At 32.0% G+C, this 22304-nt stretch carries 21 protein-coding genes; 5 read left to right on the forward strand and 16 right to left on the reverse strand.

Annotated features, from left to right (window positions below; genetic code table 11):
• Positions 1-28 precede the first annotated feature (28 nt).
• Positions 29-472: a DUF2062 domain-containing protein gene (locus HA140_RS01045; RefSeq protein ID WP_011817683.1), complete on the forward strand. Its 444-nt coding sequence runs from the start codon at positions 29-31 to the stop codon at positions 470-472.
• Between the two features lie 18 nt (positions 473-490).
• Here the strand turns inward: HA140_RS01045 and HA140_RS01050 are convergent, their stop codons facing one another.
• Complete coding sequence (locus HA140_RS01050) at positions 491-2800, reverse strand: RelA/SpoT family protein (protein ID WP_209039378.1); 2310 nt, start codon at positions 2798-2800, stop codon at positions 491-493.
• Between the two features lie 54 nt (positions 2801-2854).
• Here HA140_RS01050 and HA140_RS01055 point away from each other — a divergent pair, with 54 nt between their 5' ends.
• Positions 2855-4453 (forward strand): ABC transporter ATP-binding protein, encoded by a 1599-nt coding sequence (locus tag HA140_RS01055; RefSeq protein ID WP_209039379.1) that lies wholly within the window; start codon positions 2855-2857, stop codon positions 4451-4453.
• On the opposite strand, the gene HA140_RS01060 is transcribed toward HA140_RS01055, so the two are convergent.
• The gene (locus tag HA140_RS01060; RefSeq protein WP_209039380.1) at positions 4446-5405 is read right to left on the reverse strand and encodes an RluA family pseudouridine synthase; all 960 of its coding nucleotides are present in this window, start codon (positions 5403-5405) and stop codon (positions 4446-4448) included. The two genes, HA140_RS01055 and HA140_RS01060, sit on opposite strands and share 8 nt — an antisense overlap.
• Positions 5396-6268 carry a ribosome biogenesis GTPase YlqF gene (ylqF, locus tag HA140_RS01065; protein ID WP_075507480.1) on the reverse strand — a complete coding sequence of 291 codons (873 nt, stop codon included), beginning with the start codon at positions 6266-6268 and terminating at the stop codon, positions 5396-5398. The genes HA140_RS01060 and ylqF overlap by 10 nt, the downstream gene beginning before the upstream one ends.
• A 212-nt stretch (positions 6269-6480) precedes the next feature.
• Between ylqF and HA140_RS01070 the strand changes: the two genes are divergently transcribed.
• Positions 6481-7689 carry a phosphoglycerate kinase gene (locus HA140_RS01070; protein ID WP_209039381.1) on the forward strand — a complete coding sequence of 403 codons (1209 nt, stop codon included), beginning with the start codon at positions 6481-6483 and terminating at the stop codon, positions 7687-7689.
• Between the two features lies 1 nt (position 7690).
• Here HA140_RS01070 and HA140_RS01075 read toward each other — a convergent pair whose 3' ends face one another.
• Positions 7691-8416: a hypothetical protein gene (locus HA140_RS01075; protein WP_209040211.1), complete on the reverse strand. Its 726-nt coding sequence runs from the start codon at positions 8414-8416 to the stop codon at positions 7691-7693.
• 41 nt (positions 8417-8457) lie between these two features.
• On the opposite strand from HA140_RS01075, the gene HA140_RS01080 reads away from it, so the two are divergent.
• A complete protein-coding gene (locus HA140_RS01080; protein ID WP_209039382.1) occupies positions 8458-9549 on the forward strand; it encodes a UDP-N-acetylglucosamine--N-acetylmuramyl-(pentapeptide) pyrophosphoryl-undecaprenol N-acetylglucosamine transferase in 1092 nt (363 codons plus the stop codon).
• Here the strand turns inward: HA140_RS01080 and HA140_RS01085 are convergent.
• The 10 genes from HA140_RS01085 to HA140_RS01130 form a co-directional block, all read right to left on the reverse strand.
• Entirely contained in the window at positions 9528-10655 is a 1128-nt protein-coding gene (locus HA140_RS01085; RefSeq protein ID WP_245156168.1) for a pyridoxal phosphate-dependent aminotransferase, read from the reverse strand. The genes HA140_RS01080 and HA140_RS01085 overlap by 22 nt on opposite strands.
• 16 nt (positions 10656-10671) lie before the next feature.
• A complete protein-coding gene (locus tag HA140_RS01090) occupies positions 10672-11841 on the reverse strand; it encodes a quinone-dependent dihydroorotate dehydrogenase (RefSeq protein ID WP_209039383.1) in 1170 nt (389 codons plus the stop codon).
• On the reverse strand, positions 11838-12566 hold the full coding sequence (locus HA140_RS01095) for a ribonuclease H family protein (RefSeq protein WP_209039384.1): 729 nt from the start codon (positions 12564-12566) through the stop codon (positions 11838-11840). Before HA140_RS01095 ends, HA140_RS01090 begins: the two co-directional genes overlap by 4 nt.
• 48 nt (positions 12567-12614) lie before the next feature.
• Entirely contained in the window at positions 12615-13010 is a 396-nt protein-coding gene (rplL, locus tag HA140_RS01100; protein WP_209039385.1) for a 50S ribosomal protein L7/L12, read from the reverse strand.
• 28 nt (positions 13011-13038) lie between these two features.
• Positions 13039-13566, reverse strand: a complete 528-nt coding sequence (gene rplJ, locus HA140_RS01105; RefSeq protein ID WP_011862246.1) for a 50S ribosomal protein L10 — start codon at positions 13564-13566, stop codon at positions 13039-13041.
• A gap of 190 nt (positions 13567-13756) precedes the next feature.
• A complete protein-coding gene (gene rplA / locus HA140_RS01110; protein ID WP_209039386.1) occupies positions 13757-14464 on the reverse strand; it encodes a 50S ribosomal protein L1 in 708 nt (235 codons plus the stop codon).
• Between the two features lie 66 nt (positions 14465-14530).
• Entirely contained in the window at positions 14531-14956 is a 426-nt protein-coding gene (rplK, locus tag HA140_RS01115) for a 50S ribosomal protein L11 (protein WP_002805232.1), read from the reverse strand.
• Between the two features lie 67 nt (positions 14957-15023).
• On the reverse strand, positions 15024-15635 hold the full coding sequence (nusG, locus tag HA140_RS01120) for a transcription termination/antitermination protein NusG (RefSeq protein ID WP_032517322.1): 612 nt from the start codon (positions 15633-15635) through the stop codon (positions 15024-15026).
• A gap of 51 nt (positions 15636-15686) precedes the next feature.
• Positions 15687-15929, reverse strand: a complete 243-nt coding sequence (gene secE, locus HA140_RS01125) for a preprotein translocase subunit SecE (RefSeq protein ID WP_077141848.1) — start codon at positions 15927-15929, stop codon at positions 15687-15689.
• Positions 15930-15990: 61 nt separating this feature from the next.
• Positions 15991-18747 carry an ATP-dependent Clp protease ATP-binding subunit gene (locus HA140_RS01130; protein WP_209039387.1) on the reverse strand — a complete coding sequence of 919 codons (2757 nt, stop codon included), beginning with the start codon at positions 18745-18747 and terminating at the stop codon, positions 15991-15993.
• Between the two features lie 262 nt (positions 18748-19009).
• Between HA140_RS01130 and eno the strand changes: the two genes are divergently transcribed.
• Positions 19010-20302, forward strand: a complete 1293-nt coding sequence (eno, locus tag HA140_RS01135; protein ID WP_209039388.1) for a phosphopyruvate hydratase — start codon at positions 19010-19012, stop codon at positions 20300-20302.
• 4 nt (positions 20303-20306) lie between these two features.
• Here the strand turns inward: eno and HA140_RS01140 are convergent, their stop codons facing one another.
• Together HA140_RS01140 and HA140_RS01145 are read right to left on the reverse strand one after the other, a co-directional pair.
• Positions 20307-21974 (reverse strand): ABC1 kinase family protein, encoded by a 1668-nt coding sequence (locus tag HA140_RS01140; protein ID WP_209039389.1) that lies wholly within the window; start codon positions 21972-21974, stop codon positions 20307-20309.
• A complete protein-coding gene (locus HA140_RS01145; RefSeq protein ID WP_209039390.1) occupies positions 21971-22288 on the reverse strand; it encodes a hypothetical protein in 318 nt (105 codons plus the stop codon). The genes HA140_RS01140 and HA140_RS01145 overlap by 4 nt, the downstream gene beginning before the upstream one ends.
• Positions 22289-22304 lie beyond the last annotated feature (16 nt).

Consider the following 22304-nt stretch of genomic DNA (forward strand, 5'->3'; position numbering starts at 1 on the left):
GAATTTAATTTTGAAATTTTCTTTCTGAATGAGATTTAAAAGAGATATTACCTATAAGAAAATTCTATCATTATTTAGGAGTCAGAATGGAAGTCCTTTCTTTAATGCTAAAGGTTTAGCTATAGGGGTATTTAGTGGTTGCTTTCCATTTTTTGGTTTTCAGACTTTAATGGGAGTATTTTTTGCGAAAATAGCTAAGGGAAATATTGTTCTAGCTGCAATTGGTACCTGGATCAGCAACCCTTTTACTTATATTCCACTTTATTATTTTAACTATAAAGTTGGTTCGATTTTTTTAAATAATCCTTCTAATAAAATTCTTGAAAAAAGTTTAGTTATTGATGACTTATGGAAACAAGGTAGAATTTTTTCCTTAAAATTACTCTTAGGTTCATCTTGTGTAGGTATTTTATTAGCTTTGATTTGCGGCAGTATTGTTTTCTTTATCTACAAGATAAAAAGTAAGAGATAGATTGATCTGATTTTAAAATTAACTTTGTCCAACTCTGGCAATATCTAAAACATCTGCCATTGATTTAATTTGTTCAATTGTTTTGTGAAGTTGATTATAACTTTCAAGACCTACACAAAGATTTATAATAGCTGGTTTACCATAAGCAGTTTTAACATTGGCATCACTAACGTTTATACCTTTATCAGATAACCGCATAAGAATATCTTTAAGAACTCCAACTCGATCAATTACTTCTATTCGTAGCTGAATTGGAAACTTATTATCGCCAGTTTTATTATCTTGATTCCAACCGACAGGTAACCTTCTCTCTATTGGAATTGGTATTACATTTTCACAATCTTCCCTATGTATAGTTATCCCATGGTTGCCGAGCGACACAGTTCCGATAATATCCTCGCCTGGGAGCGGGGAACAACATTTACCTATTCTGTAATCAAGACCTTCTATACCGGAAATTGGTGATTTAGCTGCTGTATTAGATTGATTAGTGGATAAATTATTATTACTTTTAAGAGATTTTGCTATTTCAGAGTCAGAATCATTTTTTACATCTTCTGTCTGTAATTTTATTTCTTCTCTTAGTCTGTTTAATACTTGATGCAAAGTTAAACCACCAAAACCAAGAGATGCAAGAAGGTCTTCAGTAGTTTTTAAATTGCATCGATTTGCAACTTTTTTCATGGCTTCACTAGAAAGTAATGCTTCAAAACCGTTTCTACCTACTTCTTTTTCAAGTAAATCTCTACCTCTTTTAATCGTTTCATCACGATGGCTTTTCTTATACCATTGGCGAATTCTATTTTTAGCAGTTGGCGTAACTACAAAGTTCAGCCAATCCAAGCTTGGAGTAGCATTATTACTTGTCAAAATTTCTATGAAGTCACCATTTTGAAGTGCTGTAGATAATGGAGAAAGCTTTTCATTAATTCTTATTCCATTACAGTGATTTCCAACTTCAGAATGGATTCTGTAGGCGAAATCTATCGCGGTAGATCCTTTCCTTAAACCAACAACATCTCCTTTTGGAGTGATTACAAATACTTCTTCATCAAATAAATCTTCTTTAATTGAAGCTAAATAATCATTATGATCCCTTTCATTACCTTCTTGTTGCCATTCTACTAATTGTCTTAGCCAATTAAATCTCTCGGCATTACTTTTAGCAGGAGAACCTCCCTCTTTATATTGCCAATGAGCGGCAATACCATATTCAGCAATTTGATGCATCGAAGTAGTTCTAATTTGAACTTCAATAGGTCGATGTCTTCCAATCACAGAAGTGTGTAAGGACTGATATCCATTGGGTTTTGGTAATCCTATATAGTCTTTAAATCTACCTGGAATTGGTTTGAAAGTATCATGAACAACTGCTAAAGCTCTATAACAACTATCTGAATTGTCCACGATAATTCTTAGGGCAGCAACATCATAAATCTCGTGAAAATGCTTTTGTTGTCTTTCCATTTTGCTCCAGATGCCATAAAGATGTTTTGGCCTTCCTGTTATTTCAAAATTTTTCAAACCCGCTGAATTCAAGTTTTCCTTCAGAAGATTCAAAGTTACTTTTAATCTTTTTTCTCTATCACTTCTTTTAACGGCGATTTGATCTTTAAGATCTAGATATTCTTTAGGCTCTAGGAATTTAAAAGCTAAATCTTCTAATTCCCATTTAAATCTGTTTATTCCTAGTCGATTAGCTAATGGTGCATAAATCTCTCTTGTTTCTCTCGCTATTCTTAGTTTTTTCTCATCATTTAGCCATTCAATTGTTCTCATGTTATGAAGTCGATCTGCAAGTTTAACTAAGACAACTCTGATATCGCTGGCCATAGCCAAAAACATTTTCCTAAGATTTTCAGCCTGTGCTTCAGTCCTGTTGTTAAAGTGAATGCCGCCTAATTTTGTTACACCCTCTACAAGTATTTTTACTTCTAATCCAAAATTTGTTTCTATTTCAGATAAATCAATGCCAGTATCTTCAACTACATCATGTAAAAGGCCTGCAGCAATAACAGATGAACTAGCACCTATTTCTTTAAGGAGATTTGCAACAGCAACCGGGTGGATAATGTATGGCTCGCCGCTCGCACGGAATTGTCCATCATGAGCTTTATAAGCAAGTTTAAAAGCCTTTACTATTAGGTTTTGATTCTCATCATTTTCTTTATTTGATTTTTCAAAATTATGAATATCTTTAAGAAGCCAATCGGGAATATTTATTTGATAATTTAAAGATTCACTTTCATATTTTTTATTTTCAGGCAAAATAGTTTTGGAAACTTCAATTTCGTTTTTTTCTTTTGAATTTGCAGCTGCCTCGGACATTTTATATTGCTTTAGATGTATTTTATTTATGTCTAGAAAAATTTGCTATAAATCATGGAAAAAAATAAAGAAAAAATTATTGTAGTTAAAAATCTTACTGTTAAATATGGTCTAAAACAGCAACCTATTATCAAAAATTTTAATTTGGAAATAGATAGTGGAGATCATTTGGCCATAATAGGACCTTCTGGATGTGGAAAGACCACTTTTGCAAAAACATTAGTAAATATATTGCCTGCAAAGGCCACTTCTAAAGGGTATCTATCGATTTCTAATGTAGATCCTAGGAAAATAAACAACAAAGATGCACAATTATTTAGAAGAAAGAATTTTGGATTTATTTATCAAGACTCTATAAAAAAACTTAATCCGCTAATGAGAGTTGGGGATCATTTATATGAATTATTTAAAACACATGATCAAACTAAATCATCTTTAGCTATTAAAAAATTAGTAAGAGAAGTTTTTCAAAAAGTCGGAATTGAAGAAACTAGACTTGATTCTTTCCCACATCAATTTAGCGGCGGAATGAGACAGAGAGTTTCTATAGCAATGGCACTTGCTTTGAAACCTAAATTATTAATAGCTGATGAACCTACAACAAGCTTAGATACCAAAACAAGTTTTGAAATTATGCAAGAAATAATTCATCTATGTAATGAATTTGATACAACTTTAATTTTAATTAGTCATGATATTAATCTTGCAGCAAAGTGGTGTAAAAAAGTTGCAATAATTGAAAAGGGATCGATTGTTGAAAAAGGGAATATATTAGATATTTTTCAAACACCAAAATCAGATATCGGCAAAAAGTTAGTAAATGCTTCAAAAATAGTATTAGAACCAAATACTAAAAATAATGCTCGAGATAAGGTCGTTCTAGAGGTAAATAACCTAAGACATTGGTATAAATTAAATTCTTCAATTTTCATTAATAAATGGAATAAGGCTTTAAATGAAGTTAGTTTCAAGTTATATGAGAATGAGACTCTTGGAATAGTTGGTTCTTCAGGGAGTGGTAAAAGTACACTATGTAGGGCTTTAATTGGACTTCTTAAAGTAAGAGGTGGTGAAATCAAAATTTATGATAAAAATCATGCATCGAAAAAAAATAAATTTTTTAAAAAGAACAATAAAGTGCAAATTATTTTTCAAGATCCTTTTTCAAGTTTGAACCCGAAAATGACAATTAAAAGTATTTTGGAAGATATATTTTTTATTCAAAAAATTTTAGATAAAAGAAAAATCGAAAAAGAAATAAAATTAATGTTTAGAAATTTGAATCTTCCCTTAAATAATGATTTTTTTAATTCTTATCCTAGCCAATTATCTGGTGGTCAATTGCAAAGAATTTCATTAGCCAGAGCGCTATTGTTGAAACCAAAAATTTTGATTTGTGATGAGAGCGTTAATATGTTGGATGCTTCAGTAAAAATAGAGATTCTTGAATTACTTAGAGTCTTGCAAGAAAAAATGAATTTAACGATTATCTTTATTACTCATGATTTGGGCATTGCTAAAAGATTTTGTGATAGGTTGCTAGTTATGAATCAAGGAAAGATAGTTGATGAAGGAGAAAGTTCCACAATATTCACTAAAACTCAAAACACGTATACAAAATCGCTTCTAAATTCATCTTTGAATCTTATTTAATTTTAAGAACACTTAGTAATTTTTGAAAATCTAATGGTAATTCTGATTCAAATATCATTTCTTTACCATTTATTGGATGTATAAGTCCAAGCTTAATTGCGTGTAAAGCTTGGCCATCTAATTTACATGGTAGTTTTTTACATCTTCCATATAACGGATCACCCACAATTGGATGATTAATGTGAGCGCAATGTACTCTTATTTGATGCGTTCGCCCCGTATCTAGTTTGAAACTCATTAATGAGTAATTACCAAATCTTTCTTCTAATTTCCAATAGGTACAGGCATACCTTCCTGAAGTTTCTTCAACTACTTTATATTTCAATCTATTTAATTTATCTCTGCCAATGTTTCCCACTATTTGGCCTTCTTCAGACTTCGGTGCTCCATGAATTACTGCAATATATTCGCGTGATGCTATTTTTTCTTTAATTTGTTTCTGGAGATTTACTAATGCCTCTTGGCTTTTTGCAACAACCATACATCCGGAGGTATCTTTATCTAATCTGTGAACAATCCCAGGTCTTAGTTTCCCATTAATTCCAGGTAGATCTTTACAGTGAAAAAGTAATCCATTCACTAAAGTTCCAGATTTGTGTCCAGGGGCTGGATGAACAATTAGTCCTGATTGTTTATTAATTACTATGATGTGCTCGTCTTCAAAAAGGATATTTAAATCCATTTTTTCAGGTTTCAAATAAATAAGAGGTTCAGGAGGAGGCATCCATATTTGAATATTGTCGCCATTTTTTAATGGGGTCTTTGCTTTTGCAGTCTTATAGTTTACAAGTACTAAACCTGAATTTATAAAATGTTGAATTCTTGCTCTACTTTGTTCTGGCCTTTTACTTACCAACCATCTGTCTAGCCTCATAGGAAGAGGTAGCTCATAAATAATTTCTATAAGCTCACCTTCTCCAATGCCGAAAGAATTTTGATTGTTTAATTCCATAGTGGGACTTCTAAAGCAATTTTACCCAGCATTTGATTTCTATAATCTTCCAATAACTTATGAGACATTCTCCTTTTATCGCCAGAGGTATGTTTTGAAGCTGCTTCGTTGATCCAAGCAGAAGGACTCTTAAAGCCTTTAGTAATATCAACTCCATATCTATTAGATATTTGTTTAACTGAGATATTCGCATTCTTATCTTTGTTGAGAGTGGATATAATTTTGATAAATCCAATTGCGACACTCTCTATTTCATAAGCAGCTTCTCCAATATCGTCACACAGTGCAAGATTAAGTGCTGATTTTTGATCTTCTAAATTTGGAGGTATAACACCAGGAGCATCTAACAGATCTATACCACTTTCTAATTTTATCCATCTTAAATTACGAGTCACGCCTGCTTTCCTAGCGCTATCTACAACTCTTTTTTTTGCGATTCTATTAATTAATGCCGACTTTCCTACGTTTGGAAAACCAAGTGTAAGGGCTCTAATTGGCCTAATTCGCATTCCTCTAGAGAGTCTTCTATCGTCGATTGACGACCTAGAATCTTTGGCTGACTTACAAATTTCTTTAATCCCTATTCCTCTTTTAGCATCACACCAAAGAGGATATTGATCTTTAGAATTAAACCATTTATTCCAACTATTGATTGTATTCGGGGAGATCATATCTGATCTGTTAATGACAAGAATATGTTTTTTATTATTTATCCATTTATTTAAGTGTGGATGTCCTGTTGACAAAGGAATTCGTGCATCTCTCACTTCGATAACTAAATCTACTTTATTGATAACTTCAGATAATTTCTTTTCTGCTTTTGCGATATGGCCTGGGTACCATTGGATTTTGGGTATGTCCACTTCAATAAATCAAATAAATTTTTGTATTCCTTTTAGTTTTTATAAGTTTCAAAAGTATTTACTTCTAAATTTTAGTATAAATTTAATAACTAAAAATTTTTATAATCGTTAATTCTTAAAATTTATTAAGGCATAGGTAACAGTAACTACTTTTTAACCCAATAAGCCCAAATTAACGTTAGGGTCTTGAGATTATAAATATAGCTTGTTTAATGTCAAAATTATCTCTTTCCAGTCTTGATAAGACACATTTAGAAGGAAAAAAAGTTCTTGTAAGAGTAGATTTTAATGTTCCATTAAATGAAGACGGTCAAATAACTGACGATACGCGTATTCGTGCAGCGATCCCAACTATTGAATATCTAATTAATCATTCTGCAAAAGTCATTTTAGCTGCTCATTTTGGTAGACCGAAGGGTCAGGTAAATGAAAAAATGAGATTAACTCCAGTAGCAGCAAGATTAAGTGAATTGTTGGGGCAAAATGTTGCTCTTACTAACAGTTGTATTGGTGATGAAGCAGTTGCACAATCAAATAGCTTATCTAATGGAGATGTTCTCTTACTCGAAAATGTTCGTTTTTTTGGTGAAGAGGAAAAGAACGACCTTGAGTTTGCTAAAAAATTAGCATCACATGCAGATATGTATGTAAATGATGCTTTCGGTGCTGCTCATAGAGCTCATGCTTCAACTCAGGGTGTTACTAATTATTTAAGTCCCTCAGTAGCTGGATTCCTTTTAGAAAAAGAATTGAAATACTTACAAGGGGCAATAGATTCTCCAAAACGTCCATTGGCAGCAATAGTCGGAGGATCAAAGGTTAGTAGCAAAATAGGAGTACTTGATTCTTTACTAGATAAGTGTGACAAAATCATGATTGGTGGAGGTATGATTTTCACTTTTTATAAAGCTAGAGGTTTAGATGTCGGAAAGAGCCTTGTAGAAGAAGATAAACTCGAGCTTGCTAAAGATTTAGAAGCAAAAGCAAAAGCAAAAGGAGTAGAATTATTATTACCCACTGATGTTGTTTTGGCTGATGAGTTTTCTCCGGAAGCTAATAGCAAAATATCTCAAATTGATTCAATTAGTGGCAACTGGATGGGTCTCGATATTGGTCCAGATTCCATTAAGGTTTTTCAGAATGCTCTTGCAGAATGTAAGACAATTATTTGGAATGGTCCAATGGGAGTTTTTGAATTTGATAAATTTGCAGACGGTACAAATGCAATAGCTACTACACTTGCTGACTTAAGTGCTTTTTCTGAAGTTTGTACAATAATTGGTGGTGGGGATTCAGTCGCAGCAGTAGAGAAAGCTGGATTAGCAGAGAAAATGTCTCATATATCTACTGGAGGTGGAGCTAGTTTGGAACTTTTAGAAGGTAAAACCTTACCAGGTGTAGCTGCGTTAAACGAATCTTAAGCTATATTTCATCAACAATATCAATACTCTTTGTAAAAGTAATCATTCCCTCAGGGTGAGCTATGATTCCTGACCAAATTTGTATCCCTGGTTTTGAAGGGGCTCTCGTCATTTTGAAAATTCCGCCTGATGATAATGGCTCCAGTAATATTTCTTGTTCAAAAAATGAATTAACTTGATGAGGTTTTATAGCTCCAGCAATAATCACTTCTTCAAGTGGCTTATTTAGAATAATATCTATATCATATTTTGCACCAGTAAGAACTTTGTCTGGGAATTTAAAACTAATATCTATCTTCCTTTCATCATTTCTTATTGTTGTGAATAAATTTTTGATAATCCCTTCATCTATTTTTCCATTTACGATTGAAAATAAATAATCAAAATTTGATTCGAGTATATATATCTCTCCATTAACTATTTTTTCCCCAGAAACTTTTATTCGCAAAATATCTTCATTTGGGATATTAGATTTTAATCTTTTGATCTTCCATTTGCTGTCAGGGAAATCACTAACAATTTTTGAAAACTGCTTTGTTATATTTTGGTTTTCTTCATTTCTAATATTTTTTTTAATAAACTCTAAATCTCGATTATTTAAAGAATTTTCTAGATTTCTTATAAAATCAATTTTTAAAGTTTGCGTTATTGCTGAATAGGGAATAATAAGATAAACAAATAAGTAGAGAAGAAATCCTATATTTTTGAATAAGTTTAAATTAAACATATCAATCATTGGTTATTTTTATTCTACTAATTAAAGTTTTTATGTCTAAAAAAAATAATTTATTAGTCGCAGCAAGTGGAACAGGAGGGCATATTTTTCCGGCTTTAGCAATTTCTAAAGAGATTGAAGATAAATGGAATATTCATTGGTTGGGGGTTCATCAAAGACTTGACGCAAATTATATTCCCAAAAAATATAATTTGAAGACTTTGAATATAAAGACACCAAGAAAAAATATTTTTTTGTTTTATCAATATATAGGAATTTTAATGTCAACTTTCAAAATAATTAGGATATTAAAAGAAAAAAAAATTAATTTAGTTTTTACAACTGGAGGTTATATATCAGCACCTACTATTATTGCTTCAAAACTTCTCAAGATACCTGTCATTATTCACGAATCAAATTTAATTCCAGGAATGGTTACAAAATATTTTGGTTTTTTATGTAATTATGTTTTTTTAGGATTTAAGAAAACAAATTTTTATTTAAAAAATTGTAAAATCATTTTTACTGGAACTCCTTTAAGAGAGCAGTTCTATAAATCTAATCTCTTGCCAGAATGGGTTCCAAAAGGTAAAGGCCCTCTTTTGGTTGTTATGGGAGGAAGTCAAGGTGCAAAAGCTATAAATCAAATTCTTTTCGAATCTCTTGAATTTTTAATGAAAAAAAAGTTTCGGATAGTTCATATTATTGGCGAATATAATAAACAATTCTTTCAAGTAAAAAATTCCAAAAGATATGTTCAAAAAAAATTTACTAATGAAATTGCAGCTTTAATTCAAAACTGTGATCTTGTTATATCGCGATCTGGTGCTGGAACTATAAACGAACTAATAAAGACTCAAAAACCTTCAATTTTAATTCCATATCCTTATTCTAAAAATAATCACCAGGAGAAAAATGCGATGATTCTTGCTGAGAGTGGAGGATCAGTTTTAATGAATCAAAATAAAATTTCTAAAAAAGTTTTTGAAGAAACTATTGAAAGAATTTTCAAAAAAAAATTAAAAAACGGAAAAAATCACTATGAAATTTTAGATCTTATGAAGAAGAATATGGAAAACAATAATAAAATCAAATCCAAAATTGAAATTAAAAAAATTTTTAATTATTTTTTAAAGGAATTTTGAATTTCTTTACATAAAAGAGTATTATTTTTCTTGCTCTGCAAACTTATTCTTGCCCACCTTTCGTCAAGAAATCTAAATGAAGTACATTCTCTAAGTAATATTCCCTTGTTTTCTAAGAATTTTATATTCGGCAACAAGGATTTTTTACTTTCTATTAAAAAAAAATTGGTTGAAGAGTTGTGAACCTTAAGGTTTTCTATTATTGATAATTTTTCAAATACTCTCTCTCTTTCAATATTTATCCATCTGTGAACCTTTCTTATCCATTTTTCATAGAATTTAGTATTACTTAGTAGGTCAATACCCGCTTTAATAGCGAAGGAATTTAAAGGCCAAGGATCTCTATTGATTTGCCATTGCTTAAGTTTTTTTGATGAACCAATAACGTAACCTAACCTAATACCAGGAATATTGAAGATTTTGGTCAAGCTTCTCAAGACTAATAAATTGTCATATTTTTGGGTTAATGGTATTAAAGATTCTTTGTCTCCGTTAGGTGTTATTGATAAAAAAGCCTCATCGCAGATAACTAATTTATATTTTTTTATAATTTCCTCTAATGAATTCTTACCCCATAATTGGCCAGTTGGGTTGTGTGGATTTGTTATCCAAATGACATCACCTTTAGGATGAAGCGGAAATGATTGAGGAAAAATATTATTCCAGTTTTTTGGTAATTCGCAAGGTATAAAATTACTATTCCAACAATTTAATGATCTTTCATAATCAACAAAACACGGAGAAGGAATACAACTTGTTCCAAATTTAGATGCTTCATAACCTGCCCAAGTTATTAGTTCAGAAGCTCCATTTCCGGGTAATATATTTTCTGGATTTATCCCATGAAATTTACCGATTATTTCTTTCAAATCACTTAAGTTTCTCTCAGGGTAATATCTAAATCCAAGATTCTTAATTTCTGAATTTAATGAATCTATTAAAATTTGAGGAGGATCAAATGGTACTAATGAGGCACTTGCGTCAATAATTTTAGAGGGTAATAAATTTAATCTTTTTGCATTTTCATATACATTTCCTCCATGCTTTATGTTTGATATTGGCATGGATACTAGTGTTGAGTAATCATTATGTTCTATTTTATGCATTATTCATTTTCTTATTTTATTCAACCCATTTTAAATTTGTTCCAATGGCCTCTTTTATATTAGATAATTGATGTTTATTAATTTGCTTAATGATTCCTTCAAGTATATCGGGTACTAGTTGTGGACCCTTATATATCCATCCTGTATAGAGTTGAATTAATGATGCTCCAGAACAAATTCTTTCCCAAGCTGACTTAGGACTATCGATTCCGCCAACGCCAATTAAAATAATGTTTTTATCAATACTATGAATATGTTTTATTATTTGATTAGCTTTTTTTTGTAGAGGTCTTCCACTTAATCCTCCATTCTCTTCAGAAAGTAATAATCCTGTTTGGCTGATCTTTCTATTTTCAAGACCTAATCGATTAATGCTGGTGTTAGTAGCAATTATTCCATCGATGTTTTCCTCGATAATTAATTGGCAAATATTTTCAATATCTTCAAGACTTAAATCTGGTGCAATTTTTACAAATAATGGTGGACAATTAGGTAAGTTTTTAATTTCTTTAAGAAGTTCTTTTAGAAGAATTGGATCTTGCAACTTTCTTAGTCCTTCAGTATTTGGAGAACTTACGTTTATTGCTGCGTAATCACAGTATGGAATTAATAATTTTAGAGAAGTTAAATAATCATCTTTTGCTTGAGATAAACCTGTAATTTTAGACTTGCCGAAATTTATTCCCAAACAAGTATTCACCCTGTTTTCTTTAAATTTAATTCTTTGTTCAAGAAAGTTTTTAACAAGATTCTCAGCACCATTATTATTGAAACCCATTCTATTTAATGCTGCTTCTTCTTCTGCCAATCTAAACAACCTTGGTTTGGGATTGCCATTTTGAGCAAATTTAGTTACCGTACCAAGTTCAGCAAATCCAAAACCAAAATCTTTCCATATATTCGCCGCACTCCCATTTTTGTCAAAACCCGCAGCTAAACCAATTGGATTACAAAAATTTATTCCACATATGTTCTGACTTAACCTTTTATCGACTATAGAAAATTCTTCATTTAGATTTTTCAGTATTGAAGAAACTACAGGCCAATTATATTTTCGTGAACTAAATGATAGAAGGCTAAGAGATAAATTAGTTAAGTATTCTGCATCTATTCCAGAGTCTTTTTTCAGTATAGGGTTCATCAAGTTTTTATAAAGATTTTTAAATACCCCCTTCTGTTTATTCATAAAAAATCAGGATTCTTTTTTTCTATTATCCAATATTTTTTATCTTTAGGAATCAATCTCCAATTACGCCATTCAAACAATAAATATTTTTTTATCTTTAAGTGGTTTTCTTCACCCAATAAATTACTTAGTTCTAGTGAACTTAATAAGTACTTTTTGTCCGCAAATTTTTGAATTAATTCATTTCTTGAAAATAATTCCTGAATTTCAGAAGGTGCATTTTTTTCAAAAAAGTCTACCGAAGATACTGACTCTTTTAAATTACTTACTAAAGATATTCCTTTGCTGTAGTTGGTTGCTATTTTATCAACCCTATCATTTTGTTTGTCACCGCTATGGCCTTTAACATATTCCATTACAAGGCCATTAATTCTTAATTGATCAATTTTTTGCCATAAATCAAGGTTTTGAACTGATTTTCCTGAGCTTGTTTTCCATCCATTTTTCTTCCAATTAATAATCCATTTTGTATAACCTTCTATGACATATTTACTATCAGTTCTTAATTTGAAGTTCTCTTTTAATTTATAGGTTTTTAATTTCTCAAGTGTTTTTATAGCCGCAACGAGTTCCATCCTATTATTAGTAGTATTTTGCTCGGAACCACCTATTTCTAATTCACTGTTGTCGTCAAAAATTATTAAGCCACCCCAACCACCTGGACCTGGATTACCACTGCAGGCACCATCTGTTGCAGCTTCAATTGCAATACTATCACTATTCATAATTTCTGAAGCCGATACACTTAAATATCGGCTTGAAAAAATCTTCTCTTACTTAAGTGTAACTTTACCGCCAGCTTCTTCAATCTCTTTCTTTAAAGATTCAGCATCTGCTTTAGCAATTCCTTCTTTTACTGTTTTTGGCGCAGCTTCAACAAGTGCTTTTGCATCGCCAAGACCAAGACCAGTTGCATTTCTTACAACCTTAAGTACTTTGATTTTTGCGGCTGCATCAAAGCTTTCGAGAACTACATCAAATTCAGTTTTTTCTTCAGCAGCGCCACCATCTGCGTCACCGCCAGCTGCTCCAGGAGCTGCCATAACTACACCTGCAGAAGCTGCAGCAGATACACCAAAAGCCTCTTCAATTTGCTTTACAAGCTCAGATGCTTCTAAAAGTGATAGAGATTTTAATGATTCAAGAATTTCTTCAGTTTTTGCGGACATTTTCTTAAAAGTTAATTAGGTTTTGAATTTAAGATTCTGATTTTTCAGAATGTTGTTTAAGTGATCTAGCAAGTCCAGAAGGTACTTCATTAATAGAGATCGCAATTTTTGTTGCAACGCCATTAAGAGCGCCAGCAATTTTTGCCATCAATACTTCTTTAGATGGAAGACTTGCAATTTCTTTTATTTCAGAATCGCTTAGAAGTCTGCCTTCAAATAAAGCTCCTTTGGTTTCGGATTTTTTGGTGTCTTTTTGAAAAGATTGGATAGCTTTTACAGCACCACCAACATCTTCTTTAATTAAGACAAAAGCATTTGTTCCGGTCAGTAAAGATTCAAGATCGTTCCAATTACTATCACCATCAATAGCTTTACGCATTAATGAATTTTTAGTAACTTTGCAGATGCCGTTAGTTGTTTGCAATCTAGATCGCAAATCTGACATCTCTTTGATAGTTAAACCTTTATAGTCAAGAACTACAGCCATTTCCGAGTCGTTTAATAGAGATTTAATCTCAGTAACGATTTGTTGCTTATTCTCTAGTGTTCGGCCCATTGAGGTTTTTTGGATCGTAATTTAGGGAGAGCAGGAAATGCGGCAAAGTTCTTTTAAAGAGGCCGCTTTTATTAGATCCAAAAAGAAATAATTTAAGACGAGTCCTCGGTAGGAATTAAAAATTTAGAATAACTAAATCAACCTACTTTCTTTGGCCGTATTATTGCAATTAAAATTATACTACAAAGAGTTAACCTTCAGGTTGGTAATCTTGTACAGCATTTATGTCTACTTGAACTGAAGGCCCCATTGTTGAGGTTACATAAAAAGTTTTCCAATACTTTCCCTTGGCTCCACTTGGTTTGTTTTTATCAATTGATTCTTGTAAAGTTTTTAAGTTTTCAAATAGAGCCTCTTTTGTGAAACTTGCTTTTCCAAAGCGTACATGAACGATTCCAGCCTTATCTGCTCTAAATTCGAGCTTACCAGCTTTGAATTCTTTTATTGCATTAGCAATGTCATTAGTTACAGTCCCAGCTTTAGGATTAGGCATTAAACCTCTAGGTCCTAAAACTCTTCCCAATTTTGCAACCTTTGGCATCATATCTGGAGTTGCGATAAGTAGGTCAAACTCCATATTTCCTTTGTTGATGCTTTCCACAAGATCTTCTTCGCCAAATAAATCTGCACCAGCGGCCTTAGCTTTCGATACATTCTCACCGCTTGTAATTACTGCAATTTTGATGCTTTGGCCAGTACCATGTGGTAATGCAACAGTAGTCCTTAATTGTTGATCAGTATATTTTGGATCAATACCTAGACGTATATGTGCTTCAATAGTTTCATCAAATTTCGCATTAGCATTTTCCTTGATAATACTAAGAGCTTCAAGTGGTGCGTATATGCGATCTTCTATCTTTGTTGATAGAGCCGCCATTCTTTTAGATAGTTTTTTCATAATAATATTGGGTGCAAACGGTTATTGATTAACCTCCCCTAAATAGTGAGAAATTTTGTATTGAACTCAATCAGTGATAGAGACGCCCATATTACGAGCAGTACCCTCAATTACTTTCATTGCTGATTCAACACTAGAACAGTTTAGATCAGGAAGCTTAGTTTTGGCTATTTCTTCTAATTGAGCTTTACTTATATTCCCAACTGAGCCTTTTGCGGATTCACCTGATCCTTTTTCTATACCAGCTGCTTTTGTTATTAAAACGGAAGCAGGAGGTGTTTTTGTGATAAAAGTAAAGCTTCTATCTTCAAAAACAGAAATCTCGACTGGAATTACAAAACCTGCTTTATCTTGTGTCCTTGCGTTGTATTCTTTGCAAAATGCCATGATATTGACACCATGTTGTCCTAAAGCTGGCCCTACAGGAGGAGCAGGATTTGCTTTGCCTGCTTGTAGAGCAAGCTTGATAACTGCAACAATTTTTTTTGCCATTAGATTAGAGAATTTAAGCTGAAGTAGAAAATCATAATTTTACTCGATAAACAAGAACAATTAGAAATTAATTTTGTTTATTGATTTGGGAGAATTCTAATTCTACAGGAGTCTCGCGCCCAAATATTGAAAGTAATGCTTTTAATTTATTTCTTTCTCCGGAAACTTCTATAACTTCTCCCTGGAAATCCTTGAATGGACCGCTAGTTACAATGATTCTATCTTTTTCTTCAATATCTAACTTGATTACAGCTTTTTTCTCTGATGCGCGCTTAAAGATTCTATTAACTTCTTGTCTTGATAATGGTCGAGGTTTGATATGACCTCTTGATCTTCCGCTGCCTCTACCGTCTTCAGCACCTACAAAGTTAATAACATTTGGAGTGCTTTTAACAGCCATCATTGTATCTTCATCCAAAATCATTCTAACGAGGACATAACCTGGGAAAACTTTTTCTTCAGTAGTTTGTCTGCTTCCATCTTTTTTTAATTTAATTCCTGGAGTTTGGGGAATTTCAATTTCAATGATTCTATTATTAACACCTAAAGTGACTGATCTCTGCTCAAGAGTCGCTTTTACTTTTTTTTCACAGCTTGATGCTACCTGAACGGCATACCATCTTGCGATGCTTGTATTTGCTTTTGAAGAAGCAAGGCTTGTAGTTAGTTCATTACTCATTTTTCTGTAAGCTTAATTAAGATCTTTATTAATGGATATAAGGGAGATAATTCAACCAAAAATTTGCGAGGCTGCCCATCCATAGAATCTGCTAACAGAAGCAATTGCTGCAGCAGAAAAAGATACCATAATTATAACTGCTACTGATTCGCTAAAAAGTTGTTGTTTGTTAGGCCACACGACAAGTTTAAGCTCATCGTAGGTAGATCTAAAAAAATTATTCTTTTTTTTAGGCTCTTCAACTTCAGGAGAATCCTGTTTAAGAGGTTCTTTATTAGTGGTAGGACTTGTCACAAAATTTTTTTTTAAATTAAGCTTTACGCTTTAATTTTATTTTAGCTTATTGATTTACTCCTCAGCTAGGTTTGAAAACGATCTCATCTTTTTTAGCAGGGTTAAGTTTAATTGTTATATTTTTTTTGTTTTTGAAGTTATCCTCTAAAAGTTTTGCAGCCAAGGGATTTTCTATTTGTCTTCTAAGTTCCCTGCTAAGTGGCCTAGCACCATATTCAGGTTCGTAAGAATCGTTTGCAATTTTATTAATAACTTTTTTGTCAATAGTGATATTTATTTTCTGTTCAAGAAGTAGGTTTTTTAAATCTTCTGTTTGTAAAATTATTATTTTTTGAAGCTCATCAATAGATAATGGATTAAACTTTACTACTTCGTCAATTCTATTTAAAAATTCAGGTCTAAAAATTGAAGACAATGTATTACTAATTGAATCATCTAAGATTTGTTGGTCTTTTTCTAGCTTTCCCTCACTTTTAGAAATCTTTTGTGAATACTCCAGTATCGATTTACCGGCTAAATTGCTTGTCATAATGATTACGGTATTTTTGAAGTCTACGGTCCTTCCCTGAGAGTCCGTTAATCTTCCTTCATCTAAGACTTGTAAAAGGATATTAAAAACTTCTGAATGTGCTTTTTCTATCTCATCAAGAAGTATTACTGAATAGGGTTTACGTCTTACAGCTTCAGTTAATTGACCTCCCTCTTCATAACCAACATATCCTGGAGGAGCTCCTAAAAGTCTTGCTACGGCATTTTTCTCCATATATTCACTCATGTCTAATCTTAAAAGTGCGTCTTCTTCATCAAATAAAGCTGTTGCAAGAGATTTTGCTAATTCTGTTTTTCCAACACCTGTAGGACCCATAAATAAAAAAGATCCGATAGGTCTTTTAGGACTTTTCATACCAACACGAGCTCTTCTAATTGCAGCAGAAACAGCTTCTATAGCTTTTTCTTGTCCTATAACTTTTTCACTTAGTTCTGTTTCTAGATTGACTAATTTCTTGCGTTCATTTGAAACTACTTTTGAAATTGGAATACCTGTAATTTTTGAGACAACATCAGCAATATCATCAGGTTCAACTTGATATTTAAAAGGGAAATTTCTATTTTTCTTAATTTTATTAAAGTTCTCTTCAACTTTTTGTATTTCATTCTCTATTTCATTTAACTCTTCTTCAAGCTTTTCTAAATAATCCAGATCATTTTCAATTTCTCCATTTGATTTATCTTTGATTTGTTTGGTTAACTTATCTTCTTCTTTCATTAAAATAGATAATTGCTCCATTTCTTCCCGCAAATTGTTCCAATTGTCCAAAAGAACATTCAGTTTTGACTCTGATTGTTGCCTCATATTCAATAATTTTTCTTGAGCTTCGATATTTTCTCCTTGCAAATTATTCAGTTTTTCATTAATAGTATGAAGTTTGTTTTCTTGTTGGAGAATTATTTGAGGCTTTTTATTAGATTCGATTTTTAACTCTGCAGCTGCTTCATCAATTAAATCTATTGCTTTATCAGGAAGACATTTATCGCTGATGTATCTGTCGGCCAATTTTGCAGAATAGATTACAGCTTCTTGAGAGATTTTTATGCCATGATGTGATTCATATTTCTTTTTGATACCTTGCAGTATTTTTGCGCTTAATTCTACTGAAGGTTCATTAACAGCTATCTTTTGAAAGCAATTATTTAATGCCTGATCTTTTTCAATAGTTTCACGAAATTTCTCAGGTGTTGTTGTGCCGATACATCTAAGTTCTCCCTCAGCCAGTAAGGGTTTTAAGATATTGCTAATGTCTGTAGAAGATCTGTCAGAACTTAATATTGAATGAATTTCATCAATAAATAGAATCATTCCTTGGCTTGGATTGTTAAGTTCCTGCATTATTAAGCTTAGCCTTTCTTCTAGTTGGCCTCTAAATTTTGTCCCAGAAACTAAAGCACCTAAGTCAAGCGAAATAATTTTAAAGTCTTTTAAAGAATCAGGAACTTTTTTGTCCACAATTAACTGCGCAAGTAATTTTGCAATTGAGGTTTTACCAACTCCAGGATTACCGATAAGTATAGGATTATTCTTGTTTCTTCTGCAGAGTACCCTCATTAAATTATTGATTTCGTTTTCTCTCCCTAAAACGGGATCTAGTAAGCCTTTTTTTGCTGATTCTGTTAAATCTTTTCCATAAATTGAAAGAGCATTTTCATCTTTCTCAAATTGTTTTTTGGTTTCAATTTGAAGTTTACTTTTGGGTAATGGAACAATAGCTTCTTTAAATTTTTCTGCTTTAACTAAAGTCTCTTTGTTTGATTCAAAATTAGATTGATTATTGATTTCAAGTACTTTCTCATAATTAAAAGAATCTTTTGATTGATTAATATTTGGGAAAAACTTTAATTCTTCTTCTAATTTTTCCATCGAAAGGTTGCCTTCTTCAAAAACATAATTTCCAATTCTTAAATCTCTTCCAAGAGCAATTAGTAAATGAGGGATTTCTATGAATGTCGATCCCCATTGGCTTTTAATCTGATTCGCATTATCTAATAAAATTTCCAAATCTTCTCCGATAGTAAAAATATCTGACTCATTTATTGGAGTCTCTTCTAAAAAATCTTCTGTTATATCTAAAACTGTATCTTGGTCGATTGATAATTTTTCAATGAAAGCAAAGAATTCACTTGATGAGAACAATGTATGAATTATGTGTTCAATATTAAATTCGCTATGATCCCATTTTTTTGCTGTTTCTTCCGCTAATAAAAGAAGATTCCAACTGATATCGCTAAATAGTTCGGGACTAGTTGTAAGTGTTTCTCTCATAAACTATAAAAAATATAGTTGATTATCTATTAATATTCTAAATAGTATCTGCATTAATAATCATTCAATAATCTTTAAATTGTAAGATGAATTTGAAAAATATGCTTATGAGAGCGGTTGCAGGGACGTCAGAATTAATAAAAGGGTTAACTAGTATTTAAGTTGTTGTGAAATCAAAAATTATAATTGGTTAACATATATATTTCAGATATTAGCCAAATAGTTCAGCTATTAATAGGATTTATATAGTAATAATTAAATTGTGAAAGAAACTATTGATTTTCTTATTGATACTATTGAAGCAAGGCAAGTCCTTGATTCAAGAGGCAATCCAACTGTAGAAGCAGAAGTATTTTTGGAATGTGGTGCAAGTGGTAGAGCAATTGTTCCCAGCGGAGCTAGCACTGGTGCCCATGAGGCACATGAATTAAGGGATGGTGGTTCAAAATATATGGGGAAGGGTGTTTTAAATGCTGTTAATAAAATTCATGAAACAATATCCCCGGCTTTATGTGGTTTGTCAGCTTTAGATCAAACTGCAGTAGATAAATTAATGATTGAAATTGATGGAACTCCTAATAAATCTAACCTTGGAGCAAATTCAATCCTTGCTGTAAGTCTTGCAAGTGCCAGAGCATCAGCAAATGCTTTAGACGTTCCACTGTATAGGTATCTTGGAGATCCATTATCCAATCTCCTTCCTGTCCCATTAATGAATGTAATAAATGGTGGTGCTCATGCACCAAATAGTCTTGATTTTCAGGAATTTATGCTTGTCCCACATGGAGTTAATAGTTTCAGTGAATCATTAAGAATGGGGACTGAAATTTTTCACTCATTAAAATCATTACTTGATCAAAAAGGTCTATCTACTGCTGTAGGAGATGAGGGTGGATTTGCACCTAATTTGTCATCAAGCGAAGAAGCAGGGGACTTATTGTTAGAAGCAATTCAAAAAGCCGGATTTAAGCCTGGTGAGCAGGTATCTTTAGCTTTAGATGCTGCTAGTACTGAATTTTATAGTGATGGTATTTATAAATATGAAGGTAAAAGTTTAAATAGTTCTGAAATGATTTCATATCTTTCAAGATTAGTTTCTAATTATCCAATAGTTTCAATAGAGGACGGTTTAGCTGAGGATGATTGGGAGGGTTGGTCAGAATTAAACAAAGAATTAGGAAATAAAGTTCAGCTTGTTGGTGATGATTTATTTGTTACTAATACAGAAAGATTAAGGAAAGGGATTATGGAAAAGTCTGCCAATTCAATCCTAATAAAGGTAAATCAAATTGGAACATTAACTGAAACTTTGGAAGCTATTGAGTTAGCTAAAATGTCTGGTTTTACCAGTGTTATTAGTCATAGAAGTGGTGAGACTGAAGATACAACAATTGCAGATTTATCTGTCGCCACAAGATCGGGTCAGATCAAGACAGGCTCTTTGAGCAGAAGTGAAAGGATTGCGAAATACAATAGGCTTTTGAAAATTGAGGAGGAATTGGGAAATCAAGCAAGATTCGCTGGAGCTTTAGGTTTAGGTCCCAAAAATATATAGTTTTTTAGCGCTTAAGTTTTTCTAAACGTGAGCCTTTTCTCATACTTAATTGGCACTTTATCCAATCAATACTTATTGGTAGTGCAAAAAAAAGTGGCAACAATGCAAAATTATTTTGTTTATTGGTTACAAGTAAAGCAGATGCAATTGATAAGCTTCCTATAAGAATTGAATGGCCTAATGTTTTTTGAGCAGTAAACATTTTTTTAAATTGCCTATCAGACTCTCCCATTCTTATTTGCAATTGTAAATCGCCCTGCTCTAATCTTTCTAAACTTTCATCTATTCTTTTGGGAATGCCAACAGCTTTTGATCCTAGTTCACCTACTTGCCTTCCAAATTGGTTAATTAAATCGTTGGGAGTTTGATTATTTGAAGTCATAAGTTCTATTAAATAAGGCTTGGTAACTGATACAAGGTTAAACCCTGGATCAAGCATTCTACCAACTCCCTCAAAAGTTGATAAAGCTCTCATAACAAAGATTAAATCTACTGGTAGTTGAAATGGTGTTTCATAAACAAGTTCGTACAAATCTCCAGATAATTTTTCAATTACATTTGGACTAAATGGTGGAGTTAAGGCTTCTTTAAGCATCAATCTGACTAATCTTCTGACTGGTCCTACATCAATATCTTTTGAAATTAGCCCAGCTTGTTGTAATTGACTGACAAGTGATGAGGCGTCTCTTAAAGCGGCAGCCTTAACCATCCCCCCTAATCTTGTTTGAAGATTATTTGAGATATTGCCCATCATTCCAAAATCATAAAAAATCAATTTACCTTCATTGGAAACTGCTAGATTCCCTGGATGAGGGTCTGCATGAAAAAAACCGTAATTTACTAATTGTTTTAAATAACTGATGGCGCCTATTTCTGCGATTTTAGGTAAATCTATCTCTTGTGATTGTAATTTTTCTAAATCGCTTATTTTTGTTCCTTCTAGATAACTTAAACAAAGGACTTTTTCACTGCTCATATCCCAAATTACTTCAGGAATTTCAACATTTTCATCATCAAGAAATTGCTGTCTAAATCTTGCTGCATATTGTGCTTCACAATTAAAATCAAGCTCCTTCATGAGAACTTTCCTACACTCTTTAGCAATCTCAACCCAGTTTCTGCCTCGACTCCAATTCTTATTTTTCTGTAATAATCCTGCTATTTGCTGCATTATGCCCAAATCTATAATAAACAATTCTTTTAAATTAGGTCTTTGAACTTTAAATACTACTTTCTTCCCATCTTTCAAAGTCGCCTTATGGACTTGCGCTAGTGATGCTGATCCAACCGGATCACATATTATTTGATCTATTTTATTAAACTTATGTCCTAGTTCCTCTCTTATAGTTTTTTCAACTTGCGCAAATGAAAAATTAGGAACTTGATCCTGCAATTTAGACAATTCCTGTATCCAGGTATTAGGAATTAAATCAGGTCTTGCTGATAATAATTGTCCAATTTTAATAAATGCTGATCCAAGCTTTATTAATTGATTAGTAAACCACCTAGCTCTTTTAACTTGGACCCTAATTTTTTCATTCTTCCTATTTTGGAAAATTGTAAATCTAATATTATCTACCCATAAATTTATTAAAAGAGAAATCAGAGTTATCCAAATAAGAAAGGCCCTCTTCAATTTTTTTAAACGATAATGAAGAATGTGATAAATCATTTAATTTGATTATTTATATTTTTATTAAAGAGATCAATTTGCTTATTGATACCTTCAATTTCATTTAAAGCTTTTTTTATTTTGGAATCTTGATAAGTTTTTGTAGACTCATTTTCTTGAATATTTTCGGCTTTTTCCAGTCTTGATGCCTCTTCGATTATGGATTCTTTTAAACTATCAAATTCTTTTTTGAGAATTTCTGGAGCATCCTGAGCAATATTTGTTGCTTCTTCAATTTTTTCAACCAATATTTCGTTTAATTTTTCGGTTACTTTCTTAATGGCAGCTTTTAAAAGGTAATCAGAGTTGGTCATGAAAAATATAATGTTT

The sequence above is a fragment of the Prochlorococcus marinus CUG1417 genome (assembly GCF_017695975.1).
In the GTDB taxonomy this organism is placed as follows: domain Bacteria; phylum Cyanobacteriota; class Cyanobacteriia; order PCC-6307; family Cyanobiaceae; genus Prochlorococcus_A; species Prochlorococcus_A marinus_AG.